Below are 25,271 nucleotides of genomic sequence, written 5' to 3' on the forward strand. Positions count from 1 at the left end.
TCGCATCGAGCGCCGAACGAAAGCGCAATGCGCCGTGACGATCGACCGCATCCCCGAACCGGGCGCGCGATCACTGCGTGCCATCATCGCGCGGCCCTTTCCTACGACCAAGGTCCCCTGCGCAGGAAAGGTGAATTCCGGTTAACTGCATTGCGCCGTCCTCATGCTCGCAGAAGAGGAAAAGCCTCCGCGAACACTTGGGGCTTGCGCGGGATCATGTAGGATAGCGGCACGCCCCCGCCGGCGACGATGCCGGCCGACCCTGGGACCGCTTGATGACCGCGCATGTCATAGTGACCGACGAAGCCGCCACACGCGTGATCCGGCTGCGCAGGCCCGAGAAGAAGAACGCGATCACCCAGGAGATGTTTCGCGCGATCAGCGACGCGATCGACAAGGCGCAGAACAATCCGAAGATCCGCTGCCTGATCATCACCGGCGGCTCCGGTGTGTTCACCGCGGGCAACGACGTCGAGGACCTGCTCGCACAGGGCACCTCAACCGGCGAGATGCCGCCCGCCTCCGACCTGGTCAAGTTCCTGTATTCGCTGGCCCACAATGTGAAGCCGATCATCGCCGCGGTCGACGGCGTCGCGATCGGCATCGGCACCACCATGCTGTTCCACTGCGACTATGTGCTGGCCAGCAAGGCCGCGTCGTTCTCGACGCCGTTCTCCAATTTCGGCCTGGTGCCGGAAGGCGCCTCCAGCCTGCTGATGCCGCGCACGATGGGCCACCAGCGCGCCTTCGCGATGCTGGTGATGGGCCGCACCATGTCGGCCGACGACGCCCGCGTCGCCGGCTTCGTCAACACCGTGGTGGCGCCGGGCCATGCCGAGGTCGAGGCGCACAAGGTGGCGCGCGAGATCTGCGCGCTGCCGGCCGAGGCGGTGGCGATCTCGCGGCGTCTGATCCGGCTGCCGCCGGAGGACGTCACCCGCCGCATCGAACAGGAGAACCATCTGTTCAGCGAACGGATGCGCTCCAGCGAAGCGGTCGACGCCTTCAGGGCCTTCATGGCGCGCACGAAGGATTGAAACGAAGCGTCGCAAAATTGTAGTGGCGCCGGGCCATGATCGTGTGTTCCATGATCGTGCACGCCATGATTATGCGCTCCATGGACAGGTCATGAGACAACCCCGCCCCCGCCTTAAGCCTCTTGCGCCTCTCGCCGCGCTTTGCGCACTCGGTCTGGTCGCGGCAAGCCCCGGTCGGGCACAGACCGCGGCGCCGGTGAACTTGCGCATCCTCGCGATCAACGACTTCCACGGCTATCTGCGGCCGCCGCCGGGCGGCATCCGCATCACCGATCCCGCCGACGCCAGCAAGAAGATCATGGTGCCGGCCGGCGGTGCCGAGCGGATGGCGACCGTCGTCAAGCAGCTGCGCGAAGGACACAAGAACAACATCTTCGTTGCGGCCGGCGACCTGATCGGCGCGAGCCCGTTCCTGTCGGCGATGTTTCATGACGAGCCGACCATCGAGTCGCTGTCGATGATGGGGCTTGCGATCTCCTCGGTCGGCAATCACGAATTCGACGAGGGCAAGGACGAACTGCTGCGGATGCAGAATGGCGGTTGCCACCCGGTCGACAAGTGCCAGGGGCCGCACCCGTTCCTGGGGGCCAAATTCCGCTATCTCGCCGCCTCCACGATCGACAGGGCCACCGGCAAGCCGGTGTTTCCGCCCTACGAGATCAAGGAATTCGACGGCATCCCGGTCGGCTTCATCGGGCTGACGCTGAAGAACACCCCGAATCTGGTGTCGCCGGCCGGCGTCGCGAGCCTCGACTTCCGCGACGAGGCCGAGACCGTCAATGCGCTGATCCCCGAGCTAACCCGTCTTATTCGTCAGAGTGCGCCTGAGAGGCTGGCGAGCGTGGTGTAAAGCGCTGATGCGGCGTAGGATTCGGTTGCAAAGCCAACCCCATCACCTCAACCGCGAACGCCAGGCCCGCCATGACCGACGATACGATTCTGCCCTTCTCGTTTCCAGCCGTTCACGCCAAGAAAGTCACAGCTGCCTTCGATGGCGGTCGGCTGACCTCGAACGGGGGCGTGATGCTTCTGGCGATGGCCGAGCGGCGTCTCGGCTTGGCCGACAATTTGGCCCGGGTGTTCCCGGATCGGCGCGATCCGACGCGGGTCGTGCACAGCCTTGTCGATATGTTCCGCGCGCGCATGTTCGCGATCTGCTGCGGCTACGAGGACGCCGACGACCTCGATCATCTGCGGTCCGATCCCGCATTCAAGCTGGCCTGCGGACGGCTGCCGGACACGGGTCGCGATCTGTGTTCCCAACCGACGCTGTCGCGGCTGGAGAATGCTCCGCGCCTGCGCGACGTGATCCGACTGACCTACACTTTGGTCGACGCATGGATGGATAGCTACCCGCGCGAGCCGGCATCCGTCACGCTCGACATCGATGATACCTGCGATGTCGTCCACGGCCATCAGCAGCTCTCGCTGTTCAACGCTCATTATGACGAACGCTGCTTCCTGCCGATCCACGTCTACGACACGGAGAAGAGCCGGCCCGTGGCGGTCGTGTTGCGGCCCGGCAAGACGCCGGGCGGCGTCGAGGTGCGTGCCCATCTGCGCCGCCTGATACGGCATATCCGGACGCGGTGGCACAACACGCGAATTACGTTCCGTGGCGACGGGCGCACTATGCTCGGCCGGAGGCAATGGCGTGGTGCGAGACCAACGGCATCGACTACATCTTCGGTCTGTCCGGCACCAAGCCGCTCGCCAGAAAACTCGACGAGGCCGCCGACGACATCCGCACGCGACGCGCCATCGAGAACCTGCCGGTTCTGCGTGGCTATACCGAGACGCGCCACAAGGCCAAGTCCTGGGATCGCGAACGGCGTACCGTCGCCCGTATTGAGGCGACGATGCTCGGCCTCGACATCCGTTTCGTCGTCACCAGCCTCGATGTCGGCTCGGCCGAGTGGATCTACGACAGCCTGTATTGCGCGCGCGGCCAAGCCGAGAATCTGATCAAGCTGCATAAGACACAGCTCGCCTCCGATCGCACCAGCTGCCGTTCGGCGCTCGCCAATCAAGTCCGCCTCGTTCTCCACACCGCCGCTTATTGGCTGATGCTGACCGTGCGCGACGCGATTCCCAAAGCCCGGGAATTGGCCACAGCCGAGTTCGCGACGCTGCGTCTTCGTCTCTTGAAACTCGCTGCCCGTGTCGTCGAGACCACGAGCCGCATTCGCCTTGCGTTTGCCGCGGCATGTCCCGAAGCCGACCTGATCCGCGGCTTGCCAGGCGCGCTGCTGCCTCTCGGTCCTTGACCGGCGGGGCGTCCGCCCCCCGTTCGCCCAACCTACACCTCAAGCGCGTTGCAAAGTACGGGTCGGTCAGGCGGTGAAAAGCCGAAGGCAATCCCGCGCGCCTCGTCAGAGCAGATGTGCGGCCACATCAATCGGACTAAAAAAAGCACTCTCACGAATAGGACGGGCTAAAGGCACGCGGCGTCGAGGCGATCGTGGTCTTGATCCACGAAGGCGGCTTTCCGACCGGCGACTATAATGAATGTCCCGGCATCTCCGGGCCGATCGTCGACATCGTGAAGAAGTTCGACAAGGCGGTCGACGTCGTGATCTCCGGCCACACCCACCAGGCCTATGTCTGCGAGATCGACAGACGTCTCGTCACCTCCGGCGACAAATACGGCACGCTGGTCACCGCGATCGATCTTGAGCTCGATCCGAAGACGCATGACGTGATCAGCGCCAGGGCCGACAACACCATCGTGAAGATCGCCGGCACGGCCAAGGATCCCGAGCAGAGTGCGCTGCTGGAATCCTACGACCGGCTGGCCGCGCCGATCGCCAACCGCCCGGCCGGCTCGGTCACCGAAACGCTGTCGCGCGTGCCCAATGATTCCGGCGAGAGCCCGCTCGGCGATATCGTCGCCGACGCGCAACTGCTTGCGACCAGTTCGGAGCCCAATGGAGGCGCGGTGATCGCCTTCACCAATCCCGGCGGCGTGCGTACCGATATCACCAAGCGCGAGGACGGCGCGGTCACCTATGCCGACATCTTCGCCAGCCAGCCGTTCCGCAACCAGCTCGTGACGATGACGCTGACCGGCAAGCAGCTCAAGGACGTGCTGGAGCAGCAATGGGCCGACCCGAAACGGCCGCGCGCCCTGCAGGTCTCGAAGGGCTTTGCGTATGCATGGGATGCGAGCAAGCCCGACGGCGCACGCATCATCGCCGCGCGGATGTCGCTCGACGGCAGGCCGATCGACCCCGCCGCGAGCTATCGCGTCACCGTGAACAATTATCTCGCCGAAGGCGGCGACGGCTTCACGGTGTTCAAGGAGGGAACGGCGCAGCAGTTCGGCATCTACGACGTCGATGCGCTCTATGCCTATTTCAAGGCCAACAGCCCGGTCGGCCCGACCGCCGGAAAGCGGATCGAGCGGATCAATTGAGCCGCACCCGACGCGCTTCGCCTTCAGACTAGTGAGTGGAACGATGCGGCAGGATCGAAGCTTGGCCCTTTCCGGCGAGCCGGTAACCGCCTAAATTAGACCCTCCTCGCACGCGCCTCCATTGCGCCGGGAATTTGCATGACACTGCTTCTGACGCACACCGCCTGCCTCGACCATTTGACCCCTCCAGGACATCCCGAACGCCCCGACCGGCTGCGCGCGGTGGCCGAGGTGCTTGGCGAGGACCGCTTCAAGGCGCTGGTGCGCGATCTGGCGCCCGAAGGCGACCTCGACACCGTGCTGCTCTGTCATGGCGAGCATTATGTCGGCGAGCTGCGCCACATCGCGCCGACCTCGGGCATGATCTATATCGACGGCGACACCTCGATGTCGCCGGGCACCTGGGAAGCCGTGATGCGCGGCGTCGGCGGCGCGGTGGCCGCCACCGATGCGGTGATGACCGGCGCCCACCAGAACGCCTTCGTCGCGGTGCGCCCGCCCGGCCATCACGCCGAGAAATCGACGCCGATGGGCTTCTGCTTCTTCGACAATGTCGCGATCGCCGCGCGCCACGCGCAGCGCAAATACGGCATCAAGCGCGCCGCGATCATCGATTTCGACGTCCATCACGGCAACGGCACGCAGGACATCTTCTGGGCCGATCCCACCGTGATATATTGCTCGACGCACCAGATGCCGCTGTTCCCCGGCACTGGCGCCGCCGGCGAGCGCGGCGAGCACGACACCGTTGTCAACGCGCCGCTGGCGCCCGGCGACGGCGGCGCCAGGTTCCGCGCAGCCTTCGAGAACCTGATCCTGCCGCAGCTCGAGAAGTTTTCCCCCGAACTCGTCGTCATCTCGGCGGGCTTCGACGCGCATCACCGCGATCCCTTGGCCTCGATCAACCTGACCGGCGAGGATTTCGGCTGGGTCACGCGCAAGCTGATGGATGTGGCCGACAAGAGCGCCGGCGGCCGTGTCGTCTCCGTGCTGGAGGGCGGCTACGACCTGCAGGGCCTGAAAGAGTCGGTGGCATCTCACGTCACCGCATTGATGGGCGCCTAAATACCCGCCACAATACGCCCGCAAAAATTCGATTGATTCTGCGCCGGGGCGAGCATGCCTGCGACAGGTCATGCCCGGACGAACAAGATCAGGTTGCGATCTGATCGGCGCAATCAGGAACGCAAAGAATGGCCGAAAACACCCAGGCGGACGTCAAGAAACTCTCCTTTGAGCGCGCGATCGAGGAACTCGAATCGATCGTCAAGCGGCTCGAGGACGGCAAGGTCCCGCTTGAGGAATCGGTCGCGATCTATGAGCGCGGCGAACAGCTGAAGCGGCGCTGCGAGGAGTTGCTGCGCCAGGCCGAAGCCCGCGTCGACAAGATCACCACCGACGCCTCGGGCCAGCCGACCGGCACCGAGCCGCTCGACGTGCAGTAGCGCCGACCATCGCGATCTTGCGACAGGATGTCCGCGGCAGCGGACAATTGTTGCTCCGTATTTCCAGCGATTGACCCCGCCGCGGGACGATCGCGGCGGTCCGGTGCTGTCACGAATCTGCCCGATCCGGGCCGGCCGGCTGCCGCAAAAATGGGCGGATTGGAACCCACCTGCGACCTCTAGCATTGAAAAGTCTGGCTTTTTCGGTAGAAGGCATAGGAACCCAGCGCCCCTAGCGGGTTGGCTTTGGCGGCGGCTTTGGTGTAATGCTTCCAGTTCTATGGGCATTTGAGGGTGGCGGGCGGCCCGAATTATTCGGGCGGCATGCAACTCAAATGGTTCGACAAAACTGAACCGGGACGGGTGAACAGCGACCAAGGTGATGCATATCACGTGGTCCAATCCGGAGTGAATCTAGGCTGACAACCAGGCACGGCCTGCCGGGGCGGCACCCAGTGTCTGGCATTCGCTGCGCGGTGAGCGCGCCAACCCATCTCGCGTCGGGCGGTTCGTTCCGACAGGCAAAAAATTGGAAATTCGCTGTGACCACATTTAGTAAAACGCCGCTTCTTGACACGATTCACACGCCGGATGACCTGCGCAAGCTGAAGGTCGAGCAGGTGCGGCAAGTTGCCGACGAGCTGCGCCAGGAAACCATCGACGCGGTGTCGGTGACCGGCGGCCATTTCGGCGCCGGCCTCGGCGTGGTCGAGTTGACCACCGCCATCCACTACATCTTCGACACCCCGCGCGACCGCCTGATCTGGGACGTCGGCCACCAGGCCTACCCGCACAAGATCCTGACCGGACGCCGCGACCGCATCCGCACGCTGCGCACCGGCGGCGGCCTCTCCGGCTTCACCAAGCGCACCGAGAGCGACTACGATCCGTTCGGCGCCGCGCACTCCTCGACCTCGATTTCGGCCGGCCTCGGCATGGCCGTGGCGCGCGATCTCTCCGGCGGCAAGAACAACGTCATCGCCGTGATCGGCGACGGCGCGATGTCGGCGGGCATGGCCTATGAAGCCATGAACAACGCCGGCGCGATGAATTCGCGCCTGATCGTGATCCTCAACGACAACGACATGTCGATCGCCCCGCCGGTCGGCGCGATGAGCGCCTATCTGTCGCGGCTCTATTCCGGCAAGACCTACCGCTCGCTGCGCGAGGCGGCCAAGCAGATCAACAAGCGCCTGCCCAAGATCCTCGCCAACCGCGCCAACCGCGTCGAGGAATATTCCCGCGGCTTCATGATGGACGGCGGCACGCTGTTCGAGGAGCTCGGCTTCTATTATGTCGGCCCGATCGACGGTCACAATCTCGACCATCTGCTGCCGGTTCTGAAGAACGTCCGCGACATGGAGACCGGGCCGATCCTGGTTCACGTCGTGACCCAGAAGGGCAAGGGCTACGGCCCGGCCGAGGCCTCCGCCGACAAGTACCACGCCGTCGTCAAGTTCGACGTCGCCACCGGCACCCAGGCCAAGGCCAAGCCGAATGCGCCGGCCTACCAGAACGTGTTCGGCCAGAGCCTCGTCAAGGAAGCCGAGAGGGACGACAAGATCGTCGCCATCACCGCGGCGATGCCGTCCGGCACCGGCGTCGACATCTTCAACAAGGCGTTCCCGGACCGCACCTTCGACGTCGGCATCGCCGAGCAGCACGCGGTGACCTTCGCCGCCGGCCTCGCCACCGAAGGCTACAAGCCGTTCTGCGCGATCTACTCGACCTTCCTGCAGCGCGGCTATGACCAGGTGGTCCACGACGTCGCGATCCAGAGCCTGCCGGTCCGCTTCGCGATCGACCGTGCCGGCCTGGTCGGCGCCGACGGCGCGACCCATGCCGGCTCGTTCGACAATGCCTATCTCGGCTGCCTTCCGAACTTCGTGATCATGGCCGCCTCCGACGAGGCGGAAATGGTCCACATGGTGGCGACGCAGGTTGCGATCAACGATCGTCCGAGCGCGCTGCGCTATCCGCGCGGCGAAGGCCGCGGCGTCGAGATGCCGGAAGTCGGCGTTCCCCTGCCGATCGGCAAGGGCCGCATCATCCGCGAAGGCAAGAAGGTCGCGCTGCTGTCGTTCGGCACCCGCCTCGCCGAGTGCGAGAAGGCGGCCGACGAGCTCGCCGCCCACGGCCTCTCCGCCACGATCGCGGACGCGCGCTTCATGAAGCCGCTCGATGAGGAGATGATCATGAAGCTCGCGCGCGAGCATGATATCCTGATCACCATCGAGGAAGGCTCGATCGGCGGCTTCGGCTCGCATGTCATGCAGTTCCTGTCTGACAACGCCATGCTCGATAGCGGCATGCTGAAGTTCCGCTCGATGATTTTGCCCGACGTGTTCCTCGACCACGACTCGCCGGCGGCGATGTATGCCCGCGCTGGGCTCGACGCCAAGAGCATCGTGGCCAAGGTGTTCGAAACCCTCGGCAAGGACTACAAGACCGAGACCGTCAAGCTCGCGTAATCGCTTCGGGCGGCGCCCACTGGAGCATTTTCGGTTCTGATTGAATCAGAACCGAAGCTCCAGGTTCTTCTTTGGACGCGTTTTTCTTCACGCGAACCGGTGTCCACTTCGCTCGAAAAAGCTATAGCCCCGGCAAGTCCATGAACATCTATCTGGCAGGTCCTGACGTGTTCCTGCCGGATGCCGTGGAGATCGGCCGCCGCAAGGCGGAGGTTTGCGCCTATCACGGGCTGACCGGGCTGTATCCGCTCGACAACAGCATCGATCCCACTGCCGCCGGCGCCTCTCTCACCATCTTCAAGAGCAACGAGGCGATGATGGAGTCTGCCGACGCCATCATCGCCAATTTGACGCCGTTTCGCGGCCCCAGTGCCGACGCAGGCACCGTCTACGAACTCGGCTACATGGCGGGACGCGGCAAACTGTGTCTCGCCTATTCGAACGATCCCACGTCCTACGCCAATCGCGTGGCGCGGCTGAGCCAGGTCGTGCCGGCATCCGACGGACGCCTGATCGACGCGGAGGGGCTGACGGTGGAAGAGTTTGGATTGCCTGATAATCTGATGATGATGCACGCGCTCGATCTGCACGGCAGTCCGCTGGTGACGCCGCGCGAGCCGTCGGCCGATCTCTGGCACGACCTAACCTCCTTCGAGGCCTGCGTGCGGCTCGCCGCCGGGCGGCGCCAGCAGGGCGCCAAGTGACCAAGCCGGGCGACAACGACAACGACGCATCCGCCGGCAAGCGCATCGACGTGCTGCTGGTCGAACGCGGCCTGTTCGAAAGCCGGGCGCGGGCGCGCGCCGCGATCGACGCCGGCCTCGTGACCGCCGACGGCAAGCCGATTGCAAAAGCGTCCGAGATCGTCGCGCCCGGTGCCACACTCACGGCCGAGCCGGCGCATCCCTATGTCTCGCGCGGCGGCGTCAAGCTCGCCGACGCGCTCGAGCACTATCCGATCGATATCGAGGGCCATGTCTGCCTCGATGTCGGCGCCTCGACCGGCGGCTTCACCGAAGTGCTGCTCGCCAATGGCGCGAGCCTGGTGTTCGCCATCGACGTCGGCCACGGCCAGCTGCATCCCTCGCTGCAGGGCCATCCGAAGATCGTCTCCATGGAGGCGACCGACATCAGGAGCTTCGAGGGCAAGCGCCTGCCGGCGCGGCCCGACATCGTCGTGATCGATGTCAGCTTCATCTCGCTGAAGCTGGTGCTGCCGGTGGCGCTGTCGCTGGCGGCAGCACCAATGCATCTCCTGGCGCTGATCAAGCCGCAATTCGAGGCGGCGCGCAAACACGCCAAGCGCGGCGTCATCCGCAACGCGATGGTGCACCAGGAGATCTGCGACGATATCGCAGCCTTTGCCGGCTCGCTCGGCTGCACCGACATCCAGGTGTTCCCGTCCTCGATCACGGGTGGCGACGGCAATATCGAATTCTTCCTCGGCGCGCGCCGTGGCTGAGCTCCTCACCATCGACCATGTCGGCCACCGCGGCGACGGCGTCGCGATCGACGGGTCGCAGTCGATCTTCGTGCCCTACACGCTCGGCGGCGAAACGGTCGAAGTCGAGGACGTGCCGGGCAACCATCCCGACCGGCGTCGGCTGCTGCGGGTGGCGCAGGCAAGCCCAGAGCGCATCGCGCCGTTCTGCCCGCATTTCGGCGTCTGCGGCGGCTGCGCGATCCAGCACTGGAACGACGCGCCCTACCATGCCTGGAAGCGCAACATCGTGGTCGAGACGCTGGCGCAGGCGAGAGTTTCGGCCGAGGTCGCGCCGCTGCTCGATGCCCACGGCGCGGGCCGCCGCCGCATCACGCTGCACGGGCGCATGGGCACCCATGAGGTGCTGAAGGTCGGCTTCGCCGCTGCGGGGTCACATGACATCATCCCGGTCGACCGCTGTCCGATCCTCGATCCGGCGCTCGACGGCGCGCTTGAGGCCGCCTGGGCGGTCGCCGAGCCGCTGATCTCGATCGGCAAACCGCTCGACATCCAGGTCACCGCGACGCTGAACGGCCTCGACATCGACGTGCGCGGCTCCGGCGCGCTGCCGAAGAGCCTGATCACCACGCTGTCGCGCGTCGCGGAGAAACATCGGCTGGCGCGGCTGACGCGGCATAGCGAGCTGGTGCTGCAGCGCGGCTCGCCGGAGGTTGCGATCGGCAAGGTGAAGGTGGTGCTGCCGCCGGGCTCGTTCCTGCAGGCGACCGTCAAGGGCGAGGAGACGCTTGCGGCGCTGGTTCGCGAGCATTGCGGACGCGCCAAGCACATCGCAGATCTGTTCTGCGGCGTCGGCCCGTTCGCGCTGCGCCTCGCGGAGAAGGCGCGGATCGCGGCGTTCGACAACGATGCCGGCGCGATCACCGCGCTGCAGAAGGCCGCGCAATCGACGCCGGGGCTGAAGCCGCTCAAGGCCGAAGCACGCGACCTGTTCCGCCGCCCCTTGATGCCGCAGGAGTTGCGCGACTTCGATGCCGTGGTGTTCGATCCGCCGCGGCAGGGCGCGCAGGCGCAGGTCACCCAGCTGGCGGCGAGCAAGGTGCCGGTGATCGTCGCGGTGTCCTGCAATGCCGCAACCTTTGCGCGCGACGCGAAAATCCTGATCGATGGCGGTTACGGGATCGAGCGCGTCACCCCGGTCGATCAGTTCCGCCACACCCCGCATGTGGAGCTGGTGGCGCGGTTTGCGCGCTGATCTGCGAACGAGAGGCGAGATATCGGCAGAACGGTAGGATGAGTAGAGCGCAGCGAAACCCATCGCGGCGAAAAAAATGATGGGTTTCGCTTCCGCCTTCGCTCTTCGAGCTTCGGCGGACAGGTCGCTAACTTCATCCTACGAGATCACAAAACGAGCCCTCACCGCCCCCAGCGGTCCTGCCAGATCTTCTCGCCGATCGTGCAACTGACCCGCGGCTCCTTCTCGGCGGTCCGCACGATCGGGCGCTCCGGGGTGCGGCCGGCGACTTCGAGCAGCAGCTTGGTGCGGATCGCCTCCTTGAATTTCTCGCGGTCCTTGATCGTCACCACGAAAGAGCCCGGCCCGCCGATCACGCAGTCCTCGTAGTACAGGTCGAGATTCTCGATATCCATCGTCGAGTAGGACGGCTCCTTCACCATGATCGGCAACCCGTTGATGACGATGCCCTTGTCGAGCGCCGCATCGCGCGCGGGCGTGATCGGCGCGCCGTTGTTGTTGGGCCCGTCGCCGGAAATATCGATCACGCGGCGCAGGCCGCGATGCGGATTCTCGTCGAACATCGGGATTGCGAAATAGATCGCGCCCGAGATCGAGGTGCGCGAGGCGCGGCGCACCGGCGTCTTCATGATCTCGGCGGCGACCGCATCGGCGGATTCAGGGCCGTCGATCACCCGCCAGGGAATGATGACCTTCTGGTCATTGGAAGCGGCCCATTCGAAATAGGTGATCGAGATCTTGCCGTTCGGCCCGGCCTTCAGCGCCTGCAGGAAATCCTTGGAGACGATCGCCTGCGCATAGCCCTCGCGCTGGATCGCGAGTTCGTCCATGTCCATCGAATAGGAGACGTCGACCGCGATGATCAGCTCGATGTCGACGCTCGGTGTGGATTCCTTTTCGGCCAGCCGGCCGGTCTGTGGTCCCGGGCCCGGCGCGGCAACACCGGCCACATCGCCGCTGGCCAGCATGCCAGCGACAAGCACCGCTCCGATCGAGACATACCAGCGCATTGCGGCCCTCCCGTCGTATGGGTGTCATGGTGACACGCAAATCCGGCGGCGAAAAGCGCTGATATCATTTGTCCTTCACATTCAGGTTAGTCACTTGCAGGTTAGACATCACCTATCTCGAATGAGACAAAACGCGCCGTGCCGTTGCCGCAATGACGCCGTGCAATTCGACCGGTTCCAAGGCGCGCCGGAAGACGGTATTCTTACGGAGTAATCGCGAGGGAGTGCCGGGCGATGCCCGATACCGTCGTCAAGCCGAAAACCAGGACAAAGACCAAGGTCGAGCGGCCACGCCTGCACAAGGTGATCCTGGTCAACGACGACTACACGCCGCGCGAATTCGTCGTCACCATCCTGAAGGGCGAATTCCGCATGACCGACGACCAGGCCTACAAGGTGATGCTGACCGCGCATCAGCGCGGCGTCTGCGTGGTCGCTGTGTTCACCTGGGACGTCGCCGAGACCAAGGCGACGCGCGCCACCGACGCCGGCCGCGCCAAGGGCTATCCACTGCTGTTCACCACCGAGCCGGAAGAGTAGCTGTAATCACCGTTCCGCCGGCCGCGCGAGCTACGTCCGCTGGCTGGCCACAATATCGGCGACGACGGCTCCCATCACCAGCGCGCCGCCAATGAAGGCGCGGAGCGACGGCACCTCGGCAAACGCCAGCCACACCCAGAACGGCATCAGCGGGGTTTCGAGGGTGGCGATCAGCGAGGCCTGCCCGGATGGCAGGAATCTGGAGCCGATCGTAAGCAGGGTGAGACCGAGACCCACCTGGCATGCCCCGAACATCGCAAGCACGCCGAGATCGGCGCCGGTGACCGCGCCGATGCCCTGCGCAAATGGAAGGCTGACGACGCTACCGAGAACATTCGAGAGCGCCGCGGCGGCGACCATCGGGGTGCCCTTGTGCCGGCGGATCGTCACCGTCATCAGCGCGATCGCCAGCGCCATGATGCATGCAAGGCCGATGCCCCGGTAGTCCGTGATATCCCCGGCGCCGCTGACGGTGACGGCAACGCCCGCGAGGGCGACGAGGCTTGCCAGCAATGTGCCGGGGCGCGCCCGCTCGCCGAGCCACAGCCAGGCGATCGCGGCCGCCGCAAACGGCTGCATCGCGACAATGATCGCGACATTGGCGACGCTGGTCAGTTGCAGCGCCGGAATGAACGTCACCATGCCCAAAGTCGAGAGGCCGGCCACCAGCCATCCGCTCATGGGCATCACGACGAGATTGCGCGCGCCGCGCCAGCCCTGCGTGGCGAGCAGGAACAGCGCGATCGCGCCGCCGCCGAACAGTCCGCGCCAGAACAGGATGGTCCAGGAATCGAAGTGCAGCAGCCGGGTGAAGAACGGCGCGGTGCTCCAGGCCGCCGCGGCCGCAACGACCAGCGCAATCCCGGTGCGATGCTGCGCGTCGTTGTCAGTCACGTCGCGTAGCCGCTAAAGCGCGATGAGACAAGATTGAATCATCATCGCGCCTTAGCTCCTTCTTTGCGCATGATCTCCGCGCAAACGCGTCCCGCGTTTGTCGCGAGGGAAAACCGCTTCGCACTTTTCCGGATCATGCATTAGCCGGCGGCCGCGCGCGGCGCCTCGTCGAACAGGCCGTAGACCCGCTCGGCCTTGGAAAATCCGGCGATCGGAAACTCGCCGAGATCGCTCCAGCCGCCGTCGCAGATGCCGGCGAAGCGCTCGGAGGCCACCACGGTACGGCCGAGGCGGCCGGCGATCTTCTCCAGCCGCGCGGCGAGATTGACCGCCGGACCGATGCAGGTGAAGTCGAGCCGGTTACCGCCGCCGATATTGCCGTAGAGCACGCGCCCGAGATGCAGCGCGACGCCGAAGCGAAAGCGCTCGACGGCATCGCCGTTGGCGAACTGCAACGCCTCGACGCCGGCGCGGGATGCGCGCGCGGCCTCCAGCACGCGCGAGCAGACCTGCACCTCGTCGCCGAGATATTCGTCGACCGGGAACACCGCGAGCAGGCCGTCGCCCATGAATTTGAGCACCTCGCCGCCATGGTCGCGGATCGCGGTGACCTGGCAGTCGAAGTAGAGGTTGAGGATCTCCACCACCGTCTCGGACGGCAAGCGGTCCGACAGCGCTGTGAAGCCGCGCAGGTCGGACAACCAGATCGCGGCGTCCATCGTATCGGCGTGGCCACGCCGGATCTGGCCGCCCATGATGCGCTCGCCGGCCCGATTGCCGACATAGGTGTCGAGCAGCAGCGTGGCGGTGCGGCGCAGGGTCACGATCTCGATGTAGCGCGCCAGCGGCACGGCGATCGAACGGATCGCATCGAGCTGCTCCTCGGTGAAGCCGCCCGGCTGCCTGGTGGTCCAGCTCGAGGCATTGACGAAGCCGTCGGTGTAAACCAGCGGCATCGCGACATAGTCGGTAACGCCCTCCGCCTGCAGGTCCACGACGATCGGAAAACGTGAGCTGGCGGGGTCGTCGAGCCGCGCGCGCACTTCAAGTCCCTGCCGGAACACGATCGACAGCGGGCTCACGGCAAATTCCGGGGAGTCCAGAATGTTGTGATCGACGGTGCCGGTTTCGACCTCCGCGCCAGGCGTCCAGAAGAAATGGCGGCCGTAGATCTCGGGATGCAGCGTGCGCACGAAGACGCCGACCCGCCACAGCGGCAGGCCGGCCCGCACTAGGCGTTCGCAGCACTCCGCCATCATCTGCGGCGGGGTCGGCGCCGACCGCGCGCCACCGATCATCCATTCGATGATGTCCCGTAGCTCCGACGCATTCATTGGCAATTCCCCGGGCGATCTGGCGACCGCCACTATATAGGGGATCAGCGCCCGGTCTGCCCGCGGTCGCGCAGAAAATGATCGGCCAGCACGCAGGCCATCATGGCCTCGCCGACCGGCACCGCGCGGATCCCGACGCAGGGGTCGTGGCGGCCCTTGGTCAGGATGTCGGTATCGGCGCCCTTGCGGTCCACGGTGCGGCGCGTGGTCAGGATCGAGGAGGTCGGCTTGACCGCAAAGCGCACCACCACCGGCTGGCCGGTCGAGATGCCGCCGAGCACGCCGCCGGCGTAGTTGGACAGGAAACGCGTGCCGTTGTTGCCGGTCCGCATCTCGTCGGCGTTCTCTTCGCCGGTGAGTTCGGCGGCGCCGAAGCCGGCACCGATCTCGACGCCCTTGACCGCGTTGATGCTCATCATCGCGGATGCCAGATCGCTGTCGAGCTTGGCATAGATCGGCGCGCCGAGGCCCGCCGGCACGCCCTCGGCGACGACCTCGATGACGGCGCCGATCGAGGAGCCGCTTTTCCTGATGCCGTCGAGATAGCTTTCGAAGAACGCCGCCTTGTCCTTGTCGGGACAGAAGAACGGGTTGTTGGCGATCTCGTCCCAGTCCCACTTCTCGCGGTCGATCTTGTGCGGGCCCATCTGCACCAGCGCGCCGCGCACCTTGACCTCGGGCAGGACTTTTCGCGCGATCGCGCCGGCGGCGACGCGGGTCGCGGTCTCGCGCGCGGAAGAGCGGCCGCCGCCGCGATAGTCGCGCAGGCCGTATTTCGCTTCATAGGTGAAGTCGGCGTGCCCTGGCCGGAACTTGTCCTTGATCTCGGAATAGTCCTTGGAGCGCTGGTCGGTGTTCTCGATCAACAGCGCGATCGGCGTGCCGGTCGTGACCTGCACCCCGCTCTCCGGATGCGCCATCACGCCGGACAGGATCCTCACCGCATCCGGCTCCTGGCGCTGGGTGGTGAAGCGCGACTGGCCGGGCCGGCGGCGGTCGAGGTCGTGCTGGATCTCCTCCACCGTGAGAGGGATCAGCGGCGGGCAGCCATCCACCACGCAGCCGATCGCAACCCCATGGCTCTCGCCAAAGGTCGTGACGCGGAACATATGGCCGAACGTATTGAAGGACATGGCGTGTCGTAACGCGCGCAGGCAGCGGGGTCAAACCTCGCGTGACCGCCCAGGTTAACTATACTTCTGCAGGCCCGCTGCGCCGAACACGTAGACCGCGCCCTGCTCGATAGCGAGGTCCGCGGCCGAGGCCGGGGTCTCGAAGCCGAGCGCCACCATCAGCGCCCGCGCCGTGCCGCCATGGGCAACCGCGACCGTGTCTGAGGTCACCGAGCGGTACCACTCGGTCATCCGCACCTGGACGTCGACATAGCTCTCGCCGCCGGATGGCGACACCGTCCACTTCTCGGCCAGGCGGCGGGCATACACGGCGGGGTCGGCGGCCTGCGCCTGCGCCAGCGTCGAGCCTTCCCATGTCCCGTAGCCAATCTCGCGCAGCCGCGCGTCGAGGGCGTAGTCGCCGGGCGGCAGGCCGAGCTCGGCGCGGACCAGCTCCATGGTCGCGCGCGCCCGGATCAGCGGGCTTGCGACGAACGGCAGCGTCGTCTTGTCACGGCCGTCGCGTGCCAGCAGATCGGCGAGGATGCGCCCGGCATGCGCCGCCTGGGCACGGCCGCGCTCGTTGAGGCCGATGTCCTGCACGCCCTGAAGCCGGCCTTCGGCATTCCATGCGGTCTCGCCGTGGCGGATGTAGTAGATCGTTGGCACCGGCATTCGCTTCAAATATTTCCGGCCCGGAGGTACACCAGCACTTCGGCTGGCGACAAGCCCAAATCGGCCGCAGCTGAGGCGCTATGCATGCAGATCGGCGCAACCGGAATAGCCGCGACGTTAGGGTGTTATGTTTGATGAGGCGGCTAGCGCCGCGACCATCGAAGACTGGATGCATGACCGCGTTTCGTCAAAGTGTCGAAGCCATGATCCCGGCGCTCCGCCGCTATGCGCGCGCTCTGGTGCGTGACTCGGATGTCGCCGACGATTTGGTGCAGGACACGCTGGTGCGGGCGCTGCGCTCGGAGCGGCTGTTTCTTGGCGGCGACGTCAGGAGCTGGCTCTACACGATCCTGACCAATTTGAACAAGAACCGCCGGCGCTCGCTCGCGCGGCGGCCGGCCTTCATGCCGCTGCTCGACAACAATGTCGACGCCAGCGGCACCGAGGCCGAGGGACGCGACATCGAGCGCGCGCTGTCGACGCTGGTCGAGGAGCAGCGCTCGGTACTGCTGCTCGTGATGCTGGAGGGCATGAGCTACCGGGAGGTCGCCGACATCCAGGGCGTGCCGATCGGCACGGTGATGTCCCGCCTCGCCCGCGCCCGCGCCCATGTCCGGGCATCGATCGAGGGCCAGCGCCCGACGCTCAGGCGGGTGAAATGATAGGCTGCGCAACAGCAGGTGTTACGATGAACGATTTTCGAACAAGATTTGGCAGAGACGAATGATATGACCGACCCGAACATCCCCGTCACCGAAGACGAGCTGCACGCTTACGTCGACAACGAGCTGCCGGCCGAACGCCGCGGGGATGTCGAGGCGTGGCTCGCCACGCATCCTGACGACGCGGCGCGGGTGCAGTCATGGCGCGCGATGGCCGAGAGGCTGCATGCGCGCTACGACACCGTGCTGGACGAGGCGGTGCCGAATCGGCTCGAGCTCGAGCGGCTGGTGCGCCAGCCGCGCCGCTGGGTCTATGGCGCGGTGGCGGCAACGCTGGCCGCCTTCATCGCCGGCGGCGGCGTCGGCTGGATCGCGCACGGCGCCGCGGCGACGCCGTCGGCCTTCCAGAGCTTCACGGTCGATGCGCTCGATGCGCACCGGCTCTACGTGGTCGAGGTCCGTCACCCGGTCGAGGTGCCCGGCAGCGAACGCGACCACCTGCAGCAATGGCTGACCAAGCGCTGCGGCTGGGACGTCCGCGCGCCGGAGCTCACCGGGCTGAAGCTGGTCGGCGGCCGCCTGCTGCCCGGGCCGAGCGGGCCGGCGTCGTTCCTGATGTACGAGAGCACGTCCGGCGAGCGCTTCACGGTCTACACCGCCAAGGCGAAGACCGATGCGACCCAGATGCGCTATGCCGTCCAGGGCAGCGACGGCGCGCTGTTCTGGGCCGATCGCGGCGTCGCCTATGTCGTCAGCGGCGGCACCGACCGCAGCCGCCTGACCAAGGTCGCGCAGGCCGTCTACGATCAGATGGAGAAGAGCGGCGGCTGATCTTCCGTAATTCTACGGAAGAAATTTCCGCGCAAACTGCGTCATGGCGGGAAAGTGAATCCGGCCTCACTCGGCGTCCCAATTCCGACATTGAAAATTTCGATTCGCGTCATTGCGGCGTCTCATTATCGCACCGGATATTCACGCGAAGATGATCTGCGCCCGATCCGCCGATCGGCGCACGCGGCCTCGATTGGGGTTTGGTACCGCGCTGGTCCCCCTCTCGAGGCCGCACTCCTTTTCCGCCATCCGGTCTGCACGCCGCAGAACCCGGACCTCCGGCGGCCGGTCATTGTTTGACCCGCTCGCAACGCCCGCGTCTACCCCGATAGAGTCCGGGGTAGGTGCAGTTTCGCGTCTTCGTCGCGTCGTTGGGGCGCGTTATCGGCGGTCAGCCGAGATCGCTGCGCGGATTATAGGGGTTTCGATCCCGCCACGTCTGCATCAATGCCTCAAGCTCGGCATCGTTCCCGTCGGGAAGTATGATCCGGGTCGTGACGTAGAGATCGCCTGATACACCCGCCTTCGACAGCCCCTTGCCCTTGAGGCGGAAGGTGCGGCCGCTGGAGGTGTTTTTCGGGATCGACAGTTCGACCGCGCTGCCGAGCGTCGGCACCCGGACCTTGCCGCCCAGCACCGCCTCGTAGAGCGTCACCGGCAGATCGATCCTGAGATCGTTGCCGTCGATCTTGAAGAACGGATGCGGCGCGATCGAGATCGTGATCAGCAGATCGCCGGGCGGGTGGCCCTGTGCGGTCTCGCCCTGGCCCTTCAGCCGGATCTGCTGCCCGGCGGTCACGCCCGGCGGAATCTTGACGTTGAGCTCGCGGCCGGTCGGCAGGCGGACGCGCTTGTCGCCGCCCCTGACCGACTCCTCCAGCGACACCGTCATGGCGACCGAAAGATCGAGGTCGACCCCGACCCCGCCGCCCTCAAACTCGAACGGACTGGACCGCCCCGCACGGCCGCCGCCGCCACCGCCGCCGCGCGCGGCGTTGCCGAACATGCTGTTGAGGATGTCCTCGAAGCTGCCGCCACCCACGCCGCCGCCGGGTCCGCCGCGGAAGCTGTATTCGAAGCCGCCCGGACCGGTACGGCCACCGGCGCCGCCGCCTGGGAAACCCTGGAAGCGCGGCTTGCCTTCGGCATCGATCTCGCCGCGGTCGAACTGCTTGCGCTTGTCCTCGTCGCCGACGATCTCATTGGCCGTGTTGATCTCCGCAAAGCGGGCGGCCGCCTTCGGGTCGTTCTTGTTGTTGTCAGGGTGATGCTTCTTGGCGAGCTTGCGATAGGCGCTCTTGATCGTCGCAGCGCTGGCGCTCCGCTGCACCCCCAAGACCTCATAGGGGTCGCGCATCCGTCACGTCTCCTTCACGGGAAAAATCAGTCCTGGATGGAACCCATCGGGGCCCACTTTACCTTCATGTGGGGGCTCAGTGGCATTTTTGCAACTAGCGCCCGTCCATTATCGGCCGGCTTCTGCCGAAACTCTCAGGACTTTCTCCACGGCTTCAGGTTATGGATTTCCCACCGTCCTCGTCCACCCTTGCAGGCGGCACCCTGTAGCCAGCTCTCGGTGACTCCATTGACATAGCTCGCGAGGAAGTCCCGGCACGTCTTGCCGTCCTCGCCCGAATAGGCCTGGGCCAGCGGCGTCACCGAGCCGCGCGCACCCGTCTCAGGGTTTTCCCAGGACTGGCTGGAATCCTTGTCGCCCTTGGTCAGCACGTCGGAAGCCGCATTGCGGGCGAAGGCAAGATCGCTCTCGGTCGGCATCACCGCGCTGACCTGGGTCGGGTTGATCGTGCCCGTCACATCCTTGTCGTCCATCTTGGCGAAAGCATCGCTGCGCGACAGGCTGCAGCCGCTGGCGCCAACGCCGATCAGAATCAATGTCACCACCGCGCCCGCGGGGTGGATCGCCGATAGGCCAACGCGCCCCCATGCCCTATATAGGGCCAGTAGCGCGCTCTCGGACGCGGGCGGATGCAAATCGGGACTCCTGACATGACCGACACGACCTCCATCAAACACCCGACACCGTTAACATCGGGTGATTTCACCGCGGCGGAGGAGCCGTTTGCCCTGTTCGGCGAATGGTTTGCGGAAGCGGTCAAGTCCGAGCCGAACGATCCGAACGCGATGGCGCTCGCGACCGTCGACGCCGACGGACTGCCGGACGTGCGGATGGTGCTGATGAAGGGCTTCGACGCCGACGGTTTCGTGTTCTACAGCCACATTGCGAGCGCCAAGGGCCGCGAATTGGCCGCAAATCCTAAGGCCGCTTTACTATTCCACTGGAAATCTTTGCGCCGTCAGGTGCGCATCCGGGGGCCGGTCGCGCCGGTGACCGATGCCGAGGCCGACGCCTATTTCGCCACAAGGCCGAAACAGGCGCAGATCGGCGCCTGGGCCAGCAAGCAGTCGCAGCCCCTGGAGAGCCGCTTCGCCTTCGAGCAGGCGATCGCCAAGACCGGCGCGAAATACGTGATCGGCGAGGTGCCGCGTCCGCCGGGCTGGAGCGGCTGGCGGATCACGCCGCAGCGCTTCGAGTTCTGGCACGACCGCCCTTTCCGCCTGCACGACCGCATCGAATTCCGCCGCGACGGCGCCGGCAGCGCCTGGTCGAAGGTGCGGCTCTATCCTTGATACGACAGCCTGAAAGACACCATGTCCCCTCCTTCCAACGCGCCGCGCCGTACCCTGCTCCTTACCGGTGCCAGCCGCGGCATCGGCCACGCCACCGCGATCCGGTTTGCTTCCGCCGGCTGGCGCGTCATCACCTGCTCACGGCATGCATTTCCGGAAGTCTGCCCCTGGGGCGCGGGACCGGAAGATCATATCGAGGTCGATTTCGGCGATCATGACGACACGGTTCGCGCCATCTCCGAGATCCGCAAGCGGTTGGTGAACGACGAGTTGCACGCGCTCGTCAACAACGCCGCGATCTCGCCGAAGGGGGCGGGCGGCGCGCGGCTCGGGACCATGGACACCGATATCGAGACATGGCTGCACGTGTTCCGCGTCAACTTCTTCGCGCCGATTATGCTGGCCCGTGGACTGATCGACGAGCTCAAGCACGCCAGGGGCGCGGTGGTGAACGTCACCTCGATCGCAGGCTCCCGCGTGCATCCGTTCGCGGGCGTCGCCTATGCGACCTCGAAAGCCGCGCTGGCATCGTTGACGCGGGAAATGGCATCCGACTTCGGCCGCGTCGGCGTCCGCGTCAATTCGATCGCACCGGGCGAGATCGACACCTCGATCCTGTCACCGGGCACCGAGAAGATCGTCGACCAGCAAATCCCGATGCATCGCCTCGGCACGCCGGACGAGGTCGCCAAGATCATTTACGTTCTCTGTACGGAGACCAGCTCTTACGTGAACGGTGCGGAAATCCACATTAACGGTGGTCAGCACGTCTGAGCTTGGGATGAGCCGTTATTTCGGCGAAGGAAGTTTCGAGGCGATCCCGGCCGCCGCCGCGGCCGTCACTTTGGGATAGCTTCACTTGCAGGCGTAACAAGGCAAACGAGGCTTCTGCCTCCGAGGCTTCGGCCTCTAGTCGGCGTAAAACCGACGCGACTTCTTCTCAGGCTGCAGCGCGATGTCGTTCAACGCGCTGGAGCAATCGTCTTCGTCCTCGCCATCAAGCAGCGCCGCGCCACAGTAACGGCAAAGTCTCGGCGAGATCGCCTGCACCTTGCCTGCTGCGCGGTCCTGTTGATAGCGCGCAAAGTCGATGACGTTACGCCGTGGCGTTATGATCTTCTCAACCATTGCTGTCCTCCGGCTTCGAGGCGGGCGTTATCGCAGACAAGTTTCGCCCAAACGTTCAGCGCAACACTCAAATTTTAGCAGAGGAAATAAGGCAGTTGCCCGAATCCCAAAATGCGACGCGTGCCCTGAAAAACAGGCCCTACAGCCACTTCTTCCACTTGAAGATCCAGTACGGCACGATCGCCGCAATCAGCATCAGCACCAGCGCGTACGGATAGCCGTGCGTCCACTCGAGTTCCGGCATCAGCTTGAAATTCATGCCGTAGATCGAGGCAATCAGCGTCGGCGGCATCAGGACAACAGCCATCACCGAGAACAACTTGATGATGTTGTTCTGTTCCAGATTGACCACGCCGAGCATGGCGTCGAGCACGAAGGTGATCTTGTTGGAAAGATAGGACGCGTGGTCGGTCAGTGAGGCGACGTCACGCTGCATGGTCTTGAGCTGCTCGCGCATGTCCTTGGACCATTTCACCCCTTCCACGATTGCGGAGAGGAAGGTGACGAGGCGGCCGATCGAGACCAGGCTTTCGCGGACCTTCGAGGTCAGGTCGCCCTTGCGGCCGATCGTGATCAGAATCTGCGAATATTGCTTGGCGTGGCCGTGGCGCTCGCTCTCCGGCTCGAAGATGTCGTGGGAGACCTGGTCGATGTCGGCCCCGCAGCGCTCCAGGATGTCGGCGCAACGGTCGATCACCGCGTCCAGTAGTTCCATCAGCACCTGCTCGCCGGTGATGCTGGGGGCGCAGGCGCGCGCCAGCTTGTTCTCGACCAGCGCGAACGGCTTCGGCAGGTCGTAGCGCACGGTGACCAGGCGATGGCCGGTCAGGATGAAGGTGACCGCCGTGGTGCGCGGCATGTCGGTGTCGGATTGGCACATCAGCGTCGCGGTCATGTAGCGCGCGCTGTTCTCGATATAGAGACGGCTGGAGATCTCGATCTCCTGCATGTCTTCCCGGGTCGGAACCGCGATCCCCGCCAGCTTCTCGACGGCCCGGTCCTCCTCCACGGTCGGATTCACCAGATCGACCCAGACCGCGCCCTCGGGCAGCGACGCCAGGTCGGTGATGGCGGCCTTCTTGAGGGAGAAATCCGAAGGAACGAACGCCGACAGCATCAGGAACTCCAAGAAACAGGGCCGACAAACAGGGCTGGCAGGACCCGCCGACTTAGCGCGATTCTGGCTGGCGCTTCATGACCGGGGCATTAACCGGGCGTCCATCTTTGTGGCAGCCAAGTGGCGGTGAATGTGACGCGACGCGGCTTCGACTCGGTGACCGTTGCCTGTTTGCACAAAAACCAGCCTCGCGCCAGAACACTTGCGGCAAAAAAGCCACAGACGACGTCCCGCGATGCGGGAAAGGCATCTAAAGTTTGGGAATAATGGCAGGTTTCGGCAATAATGCCCTTCATGGAATCGTGGCGTTTTGGGCGCACTTTTGACGCTTTGAGACGCGGGTTTTCGATTGGAATGTAATCATGTCGTTCAAAGTTACCTTTGGAATCCTGGCCGCGGGCCTGATGTTGTCGGGTTGCATGCAGGCCACGACCTTTGAGGCAACCAACACCGCGAACTTCAAACCGCGTGACAAGGAACTCCTGGCCAAGACCACCTACGTCAAGACCCCGGTGGCCGAGCCGTTCCGCCGCGCCATCGTCGAGTATCACCGCAAGGAAGCGCCCGGCTCCATCGTGGTCGATTCCGACAACCATTACCTCTACTACGTGATGAACGACGGCAAGGCGATCCGCTACGGCATCACCGTCGGCGAAGAGGCGATGGCCTGGTCCGGCATCGCCAAGGTCGGCAGCATGACCGAATGGCCGGCCTGGCACCCGACCCCCGGCGAAATCTCGCGCCTCGGCGTTCCGACCTTCGTGGCACCCGGCCCGGACAATCCGATGGGCTCGCGCGCGATGTATCTCTATTCGGGCGGCAAGGACACGCTGTTCCGCATCCACGGCACCAACCAGCCGGAATACATCGGCTCGTCGATCTCCTCGGGCTGCATCCGCATGACCAATGAGGACGTCATCGACCTCTACGGCCGGGTCAAACTCGGCACCATCGTCGTGGTGCTGGAGCCGAAGCACGGCGACTCGCCCTACAAGCCGCAGATGGCGCTGCAGGGCGGCGGCAACGTCCCCTACTGATCCCGATCACACCGCAATCGCGATCAAAGGCGCCGGCTTTGCCGGCGCTTTTTTGTTGGCTGCGGTTTGGTCTCGGCAGCGCCGTCGGGGGCGGCCGCATCATCTGATTTCGCGGCATCGGCCTTGGCGTCGTCAGTCTTGTCCGATTTGGACGCATCGGATTTGGACGCGACTTCGCGCGGCGGCGCCTCTTCGGGGCGCGCGGCCGGCAATAGCGGCGCTGTCTGAGGCAGCGGGTCGTACACATTCCACTGGCAGATCCGGTAATTGTTGCGACGCTCAATCAGGTCGAGATGGACATGGTCCTCGTGGTACCAGTCCGAGCCCGGACCGAGCACGGTGGAGAAGCGGGCGCAGACCGAATGCAGCACGGTCTCGCGCAGGTCGCGCGCAACGCTGCGGTCGGTCAGCGAGATCGACTTGCCGTTGGCGAGACCGAACGCGCGCACATCGAGCGCATTGGCGCGGCCGTGTTCGGAGAGCTGGGCACCGGCGATGCGATTGCGGCCGCGGCACTCGAACGAGTCGAAATTGTCGAGATTGCTGATCCCGCCGCCAAGGCTCTGCGCCAGCGGCGCGATATCGGTGCGGACCCAGTCGGCGACAGCGGCGGCCATCTTGCAGCGAAGGATCGCCGCGGGCTTGACCGCGACCTTGCGCCTGTCGGGCAGCACGATCGCCTCCAGCCGCACCAGATCCTCGCCGCCGCAGCCCCCGGCGCCGTGGATGTCGGGAATGCTCGGCGCGATCGCGATCTCCTCGGTGAGGGCCTGCCGGCAGGCCGACAGTTGCGGCGCGGCGGGCCCGGCCGGTTTTGCGACTTCGGCCGGCTTCGCCGTCTCGCTGGGCCTGGCGGCCTCGGCAGGCGCCGCTGGAGGCTGCGGCGCGGCGGCAGGCGGCTCGGCTGCCGCAGGCGTGTCAACTGCTGGCGCCTCGGCCGGGCGCGGCTTCGGCAGCGGCACTGCTGCGCGGCGGGCCGTCTTGTGCGGCCGCAGCGGCCTGGTGCCGAACAGATCGTCCCACGGAAAGCCTGGGGCGCGGCGGGCAGCTTCGGCGGATCCTGCTTGCATGCCAAGGCAAATTAGCGCAGCGGCAGCGGTAACCATTGCCGCGCTGGCGCGACGAAACGCACCATCAGGCCATTTTCGGCTTGCTTTCTCCGCGCTACAGTTCATGTCAATTCCATGATTTTACTGCCGGCCGCCCAAGATGCCGGTG

The 25,271-nt window shown here is 65.3% G+C and carries 23 protein-coding genes and 3 pseudogenes; 16 read left to right on the forward strand and 10 right to left on the reverse strand.

The window, feature by feature from the left end:
• The first annotated feature begins 275 nt into the window (after nucleotides 1-275).
• The 10 genes and pseudogenes from HAP54_RS48010 (at nucleotide 276) to HAP54_RS48055 (ending at nucleotide 11,064) form a co-directional block, all read left to right on the forward strand.
• The gene (locus HAP54_RS48010; RefSeq protein WP_166298207.1) at nucleotides 276-1,037 is read left to right on the forward strand and encodes a crotonase/enoyl-CoA hydratase family protein; all 762 of its coding nucleotides are present in this window, start codon (nucleotides 276-278) and stop codon (nucleotides 1,035-1,037) included.
• Between the two features lie 91 nt (nucleotides 1,038-1,128).
• Nucleotides 1,129-1,836 (forward strand): annotated as a pseudogene (locus HAP54_RS48015) (metallophosphoesterase); the annotation flags it as partial.
• A gap of 122 nt (nucleotides 1,837-1,958) precedes the next feature.
• Nucleotides 1,959-3,304, forward strand: a pseudogene (locus HAP54_RS48020) (IS1380-like element ISBdi2 family transposase).
• Between the two features lie 167 nt (nucleotides 3,305-3,471).
• Nucleotides 3,472-4,452: pseudogene (locus tag HAP54_RS48025) on the forward strand (bifunctional metallophosphatase/5'-nucleotidase); the annotation flags it as partial.
• A gap of 138 nt (nucleotides 4,453-4,590) precedes the next feature.
• Nucleotides 4,591-5,517: a histone deacetylase family protein gene (locus tag HAP54_RS48030; protein WP_166298208.1), complete on the forward strand. Its 927-nt coding sequence runs from the start codon at nucleotides 4,591-4,593 to the stop codon at nucleotides 5,515-5,517.
• 128 nt (nucleotides 5,518-5,645) lie between these two features.
• Nucleotides 5,646-5,897 carry an exodeoxyribonuclease VII small subunit gene (locus tag HAP54_RS48035; RefSeq protein ID WP_166203093.1) on the forward strand — a complete coding sequence of 84 codons (252 nt, stop codon included), beginning with the start codon at nucleotides 5,646-5,648 and terminating at the stop codon, nucleotides 5,895-5,897.
• Between the two features lie 542 nt (nucleotides 5,898-6,439).
• A complete protein-coding gene (gene dxs, locus HAP54_RS48040; RefSeq protein WP_166298209.1) occupies nucleotides 6,440-8,368 on the forward strand; it encodes a 1-deoxy-D-xylulose-5-phosphate synthase in 1,929 nt (642 codons plus the stop codon).
• A gap of 140 nt (nucleotides 8,369-8,508) precedes the next feature.
• On the forward strand, nucleotides 8,509-9,072 hold the full coding sequence (locus HAP54_RS48045; protein WP_166298210.1) for a nucleoside 2-deoxyribosyltransferase: 564 nt from the start codon (nucleotides 8,509-8,511) through the stop codon (nucleotides 9,070-9,072).
• On the forward strand, nucleotides 9,069-9,830 hold the full coding sequence (locus HAP54_RS48050; protein WP_166298211.1) for a TlyA family RNA methyltransferase: 762 nt from the start codon (nucleotides 9,069-9,071) through the stop codon (nucleotides 9,828-9,830). The genes HAP54_RS48045 and HAP54_RS48050 overlap by 4 nt, the downstream gene beginning before the upstream one ends.
• The gene (locus tag HAP54_RS48055; RefSeq protein ID WP_166298212.1) at nucleotides 9,823-11,064 is read left to right on the forward strand and encodes a class I SAM-dependent RNA methyltransferase; all 1,242 of its coding nucleotides are present in this window, start codon (nucleotides 9,823-9,825) and stop codon (nucleotides 11,062-11,064) included. The genes HAP54_RS48050 and HAP54_RS48055 overlap by 8 nt, the downstream gene beginning before the upstream one ends.
• A gap of 161 nt (nucleotides 11,065-11,225) precedes the next feature.
• Here HAP54_RS48055 and HAP54_RS48060 read toward each other — a convergent pair whose 3' ends face one another.
• Nucleotides 11,226-12,074, reverse strand: coding sequence for a DUF1194 domain-containing protein (locus HAP54_RS48060; RefSeq protein ID WP_029081387.1), 849 nt, complete (start codon nucleotides 12,072-12,074; stop codon nucleotides 11,226-11,228).
• A 234-nt stretch (nucleotides 12,075-12,308) separates the two neighbouring features.
• Here HAP54_RS48060 and clpS point away from each other — a divergent pair, with 234 nt between their 5' ends.
• Nucleotides 12,309-12,614: an ATP-dependent Clp protease adapter ClpS gene (gene clpS / locus HAP54_RS48065; protein WP_166298213.1), complete on the forward strand. Its 306-nt coding sequence runs from the start codon at nucleotides 12,309-12,311 to the stop codon at nucleotides 12,612-12,614.
• Between the two features lie 30 nt (nucleotides 12,615-12,644).
• On the opposite strand, the gene HAP54_RS48070 is transcribed toward clpS, so the two are convergent.
• The 4 genes from HAP54_RS48070 to HAP54_RS48085 form a co-directional block, all read right to left on the reverse strand.
• Nucleotides 12,645-13,508, reverse strand: coding sequence for a DMT family transporter (locus HAP54_RS48070; RefSeq protein WP_166298214.1), 864 nt, complete (start codon nucleotides 13,506-13,508; stop codon nucleotides 12,645-12,647).
• A gap of 140 nt (nucleotides 13,509-13,648) precedes the next feature.
• Nucleotides 13,649-14,842 carry an adenylate/guanylate cyclase domain-containing protein gene (locus tag HAP54_RS48075; protein WP_166298215.1) on the reverse strand — a complete coding sequence of 398 codons (1,194 nt, stop codon included), beginning with the start codon at nucleotides 14,840-14,842 and terminating at the stop codon, nucleotides 13,649-13,651.
• A 44-nt stretch (nucleotides 14,843-14,886) separates the two neighbouring features.
• Complete coding sequence (gene aroC / locus HAP54_RS48080; protein WP_166298216.1) at nucleotides 14,887-15,975, reverse strand: chorismate synthase; 1,089 nt, start codon at nucleotides 15,973-15,975, stop codon at nucleotides 14,887-14,889.
• Nucleotides 15,976-16,029: 54 nt separating this feature from the next.
• Nucleotides 16,030-16,629 (reverse strand): histidine phosphatase family protein, encoded by a 600-nt coding sequence (locus tag HAP54_RS48085; RefSeq protein WP_166298217.1) that lies wholly within the window; start codon nucleotides 16,627-16,629, stop codon nucleotides 16,030-16,032.
• A 173-nt stretch (nucleotides 16,630-16,802) separates the two neighbouring features.
• Here HAP54_RS48085 and HAP54_RS48090 point away from each other — a divergent pair, with 173 nt between their 5' ends.
• Entirely contained in the window at nucleotides 16,803-17,291 is a 489-nt protein-coding gene (locus HAP54_RS48090; protein WP_166298218.1) for a sigma-70 family RNA polymerase sigma factor, read from the forward strand.
• Nucleotides 17,292-17,357: 66 nt separating this feature from the next.
• Nucleotides 17,358-18,122 (forward strand): anti-sigma factor family protein, encoded by a 765-nt coding sequence (locus HAP54_RS48095; protein WP_166298219.1) that lies wholly within the window; start codon nucleotides 17,358-17,360, stop codon nucleotides 18,120-18,122.
• Between the two features lie 391 nt (nucleotides 18,123-18,513).
• Here the strand turns inward: HAP54_RS48095 and HAP54_RS48100 are convergent, their stop codons facing one another.
• A complete protein-coding gene (locus tag HAP54_RS48100; RefSeq protein WP_166298220.1) occupies nucleotides 18,514-19,479 on the reverse strand; it encodes a DnaJ C-terminal domain-containing protein in 966 nt (321 codons plus the stop codon).
• Between the two features lie 134 nt (nucleotides 19,480-19,613).
• Nucleotides 19,614-20,021, reverse strand: coding sequence for an RT0821/Lpp0805 family surface protein (locus tag HAP54_RS48105; RefSeq protein WP_166298221.1), 408 nt, complete (start codon nucleotides 20,019-20,021; stop codon nucleotides 19,614-19,616).
• Nucleotides 20,022-20,129: 108 nt separating this feature from the next.
• Between HAP54_RS48105 and pdxH the strand changes: the two genes are divergently transcribed.
• Together pdxH and HAP54_RS48115 are read left to right on the forward strand one after the other, a co-directional pair.
• Nucleotides 20,130-20,771 carry a pyridoxamine 5'-phosphate oxidase gene (gene pdxH, locus HAP54_RS48110; RefSeq protein ID WP_166298222.1) on the forward strand — a complete coding sequence of 214 codons (642 nt, stop codon included), beginning with the start codon at nucleotides 20,130-20,132 and terminating at the stop codon, nucleotides 20,769-20,771.
• A gap of 21 nt (nucleotides 20,772-20,792) precedes the next feature.
• The gene (locus tag HAP54_RS48115; protein ID WP_029081398.1) at nucleotides 20,793-21,545 is read left to right on the forward strand and encodes an SDR family NAD(P)-dependent oxidoreductase; all 753 of its coding nucleotides are present in this window, start codon (nucleotides 20,793-20,795) and stop codon (nucleotides 21,543-21,545) included.
• A 135-nt stretch (nucleotides 21,546-21,680) separates the two neighbouring features.
• On the opposite strand, the gene HAP54_RS48120 is transcribed toward HAP54_RS48115, so the two are convergent.
• Nucleotides 21,681-21,899 carry a hypothetical protein gene (locus HAP54_RS48120; protein WP_029081399.1) on the reverse strand — a complete coding sequence of 73 codons (219 nt, stop codon included), beginning with the start codon at nucleotides 21,897-21,899 and terminating at the stop codon, nucleotides 21,681-21,683.
• A 139-nt stretch (nucleotides 21,900-22,038) separates the two neighbouring features.
• The gene (locus HAP54_RS48125) at nucleotides 22,039-23,016 is read right to left on the reverse strand and encodes a magnesium transporter CorA family protein (RefSeq protein WP_166298223.1); all 978 of its coding nucleotides are present in this window, start codon (nucleotides 23,014-23,016) and stop codon (nucleotides 22,039-22,041) included.
• A gap of 362 nt (nucleotides 23,017-23,378) precedes the next feature.
• Between HAP54_RS48125 and HAP54_RS48130 the strand changes: the two genes are divergently transcribed.
• Nucleotides 23,379-24,053, forward strand: coding sequence for a L,D-transpeptidase (locus HAP54_RS48130; RefSeq protein ID WP_166298224.1), 675 nt, complete (start codon nucleotides 23,379-23,381; stop codon nucleotides 24,051-24,053).
• 23 nt (nucleotides 24,054-24,076) lie between these two features.
• On the opposite strand, the gene HAP54_RS48135 is transcribed toward HAP54_RS48130, so the two are convergent.
• On the reverse strand, nucleotides 24,077-25,228 hold the full coding sequence (locus HAP54_RS48135; RefSeq protein WP_414646172.1) for an extensin family protein: 1,152 nt from the start codon (nucleotides 25,226-25,228) through the stop codon (nucleotides 24,077-24,079).
• Between the last annotated feature and the right edge of the window lie 43 nt (nucleotides 25,229-25,271).

The sequence above is a fragment of the Bradyrhizobium sp. 2S1 genome (genome assembly GCF_011516625.5).
In the GTDB taxonomy this organism is placed as follows: domain Bacteria; phylum Pseudomonadota; class Alphaproteobacteria; order Rhizobiales; family Xanthobacteraceae; genus Bradyrhizobium; species Bradyrhizobium septentrionale.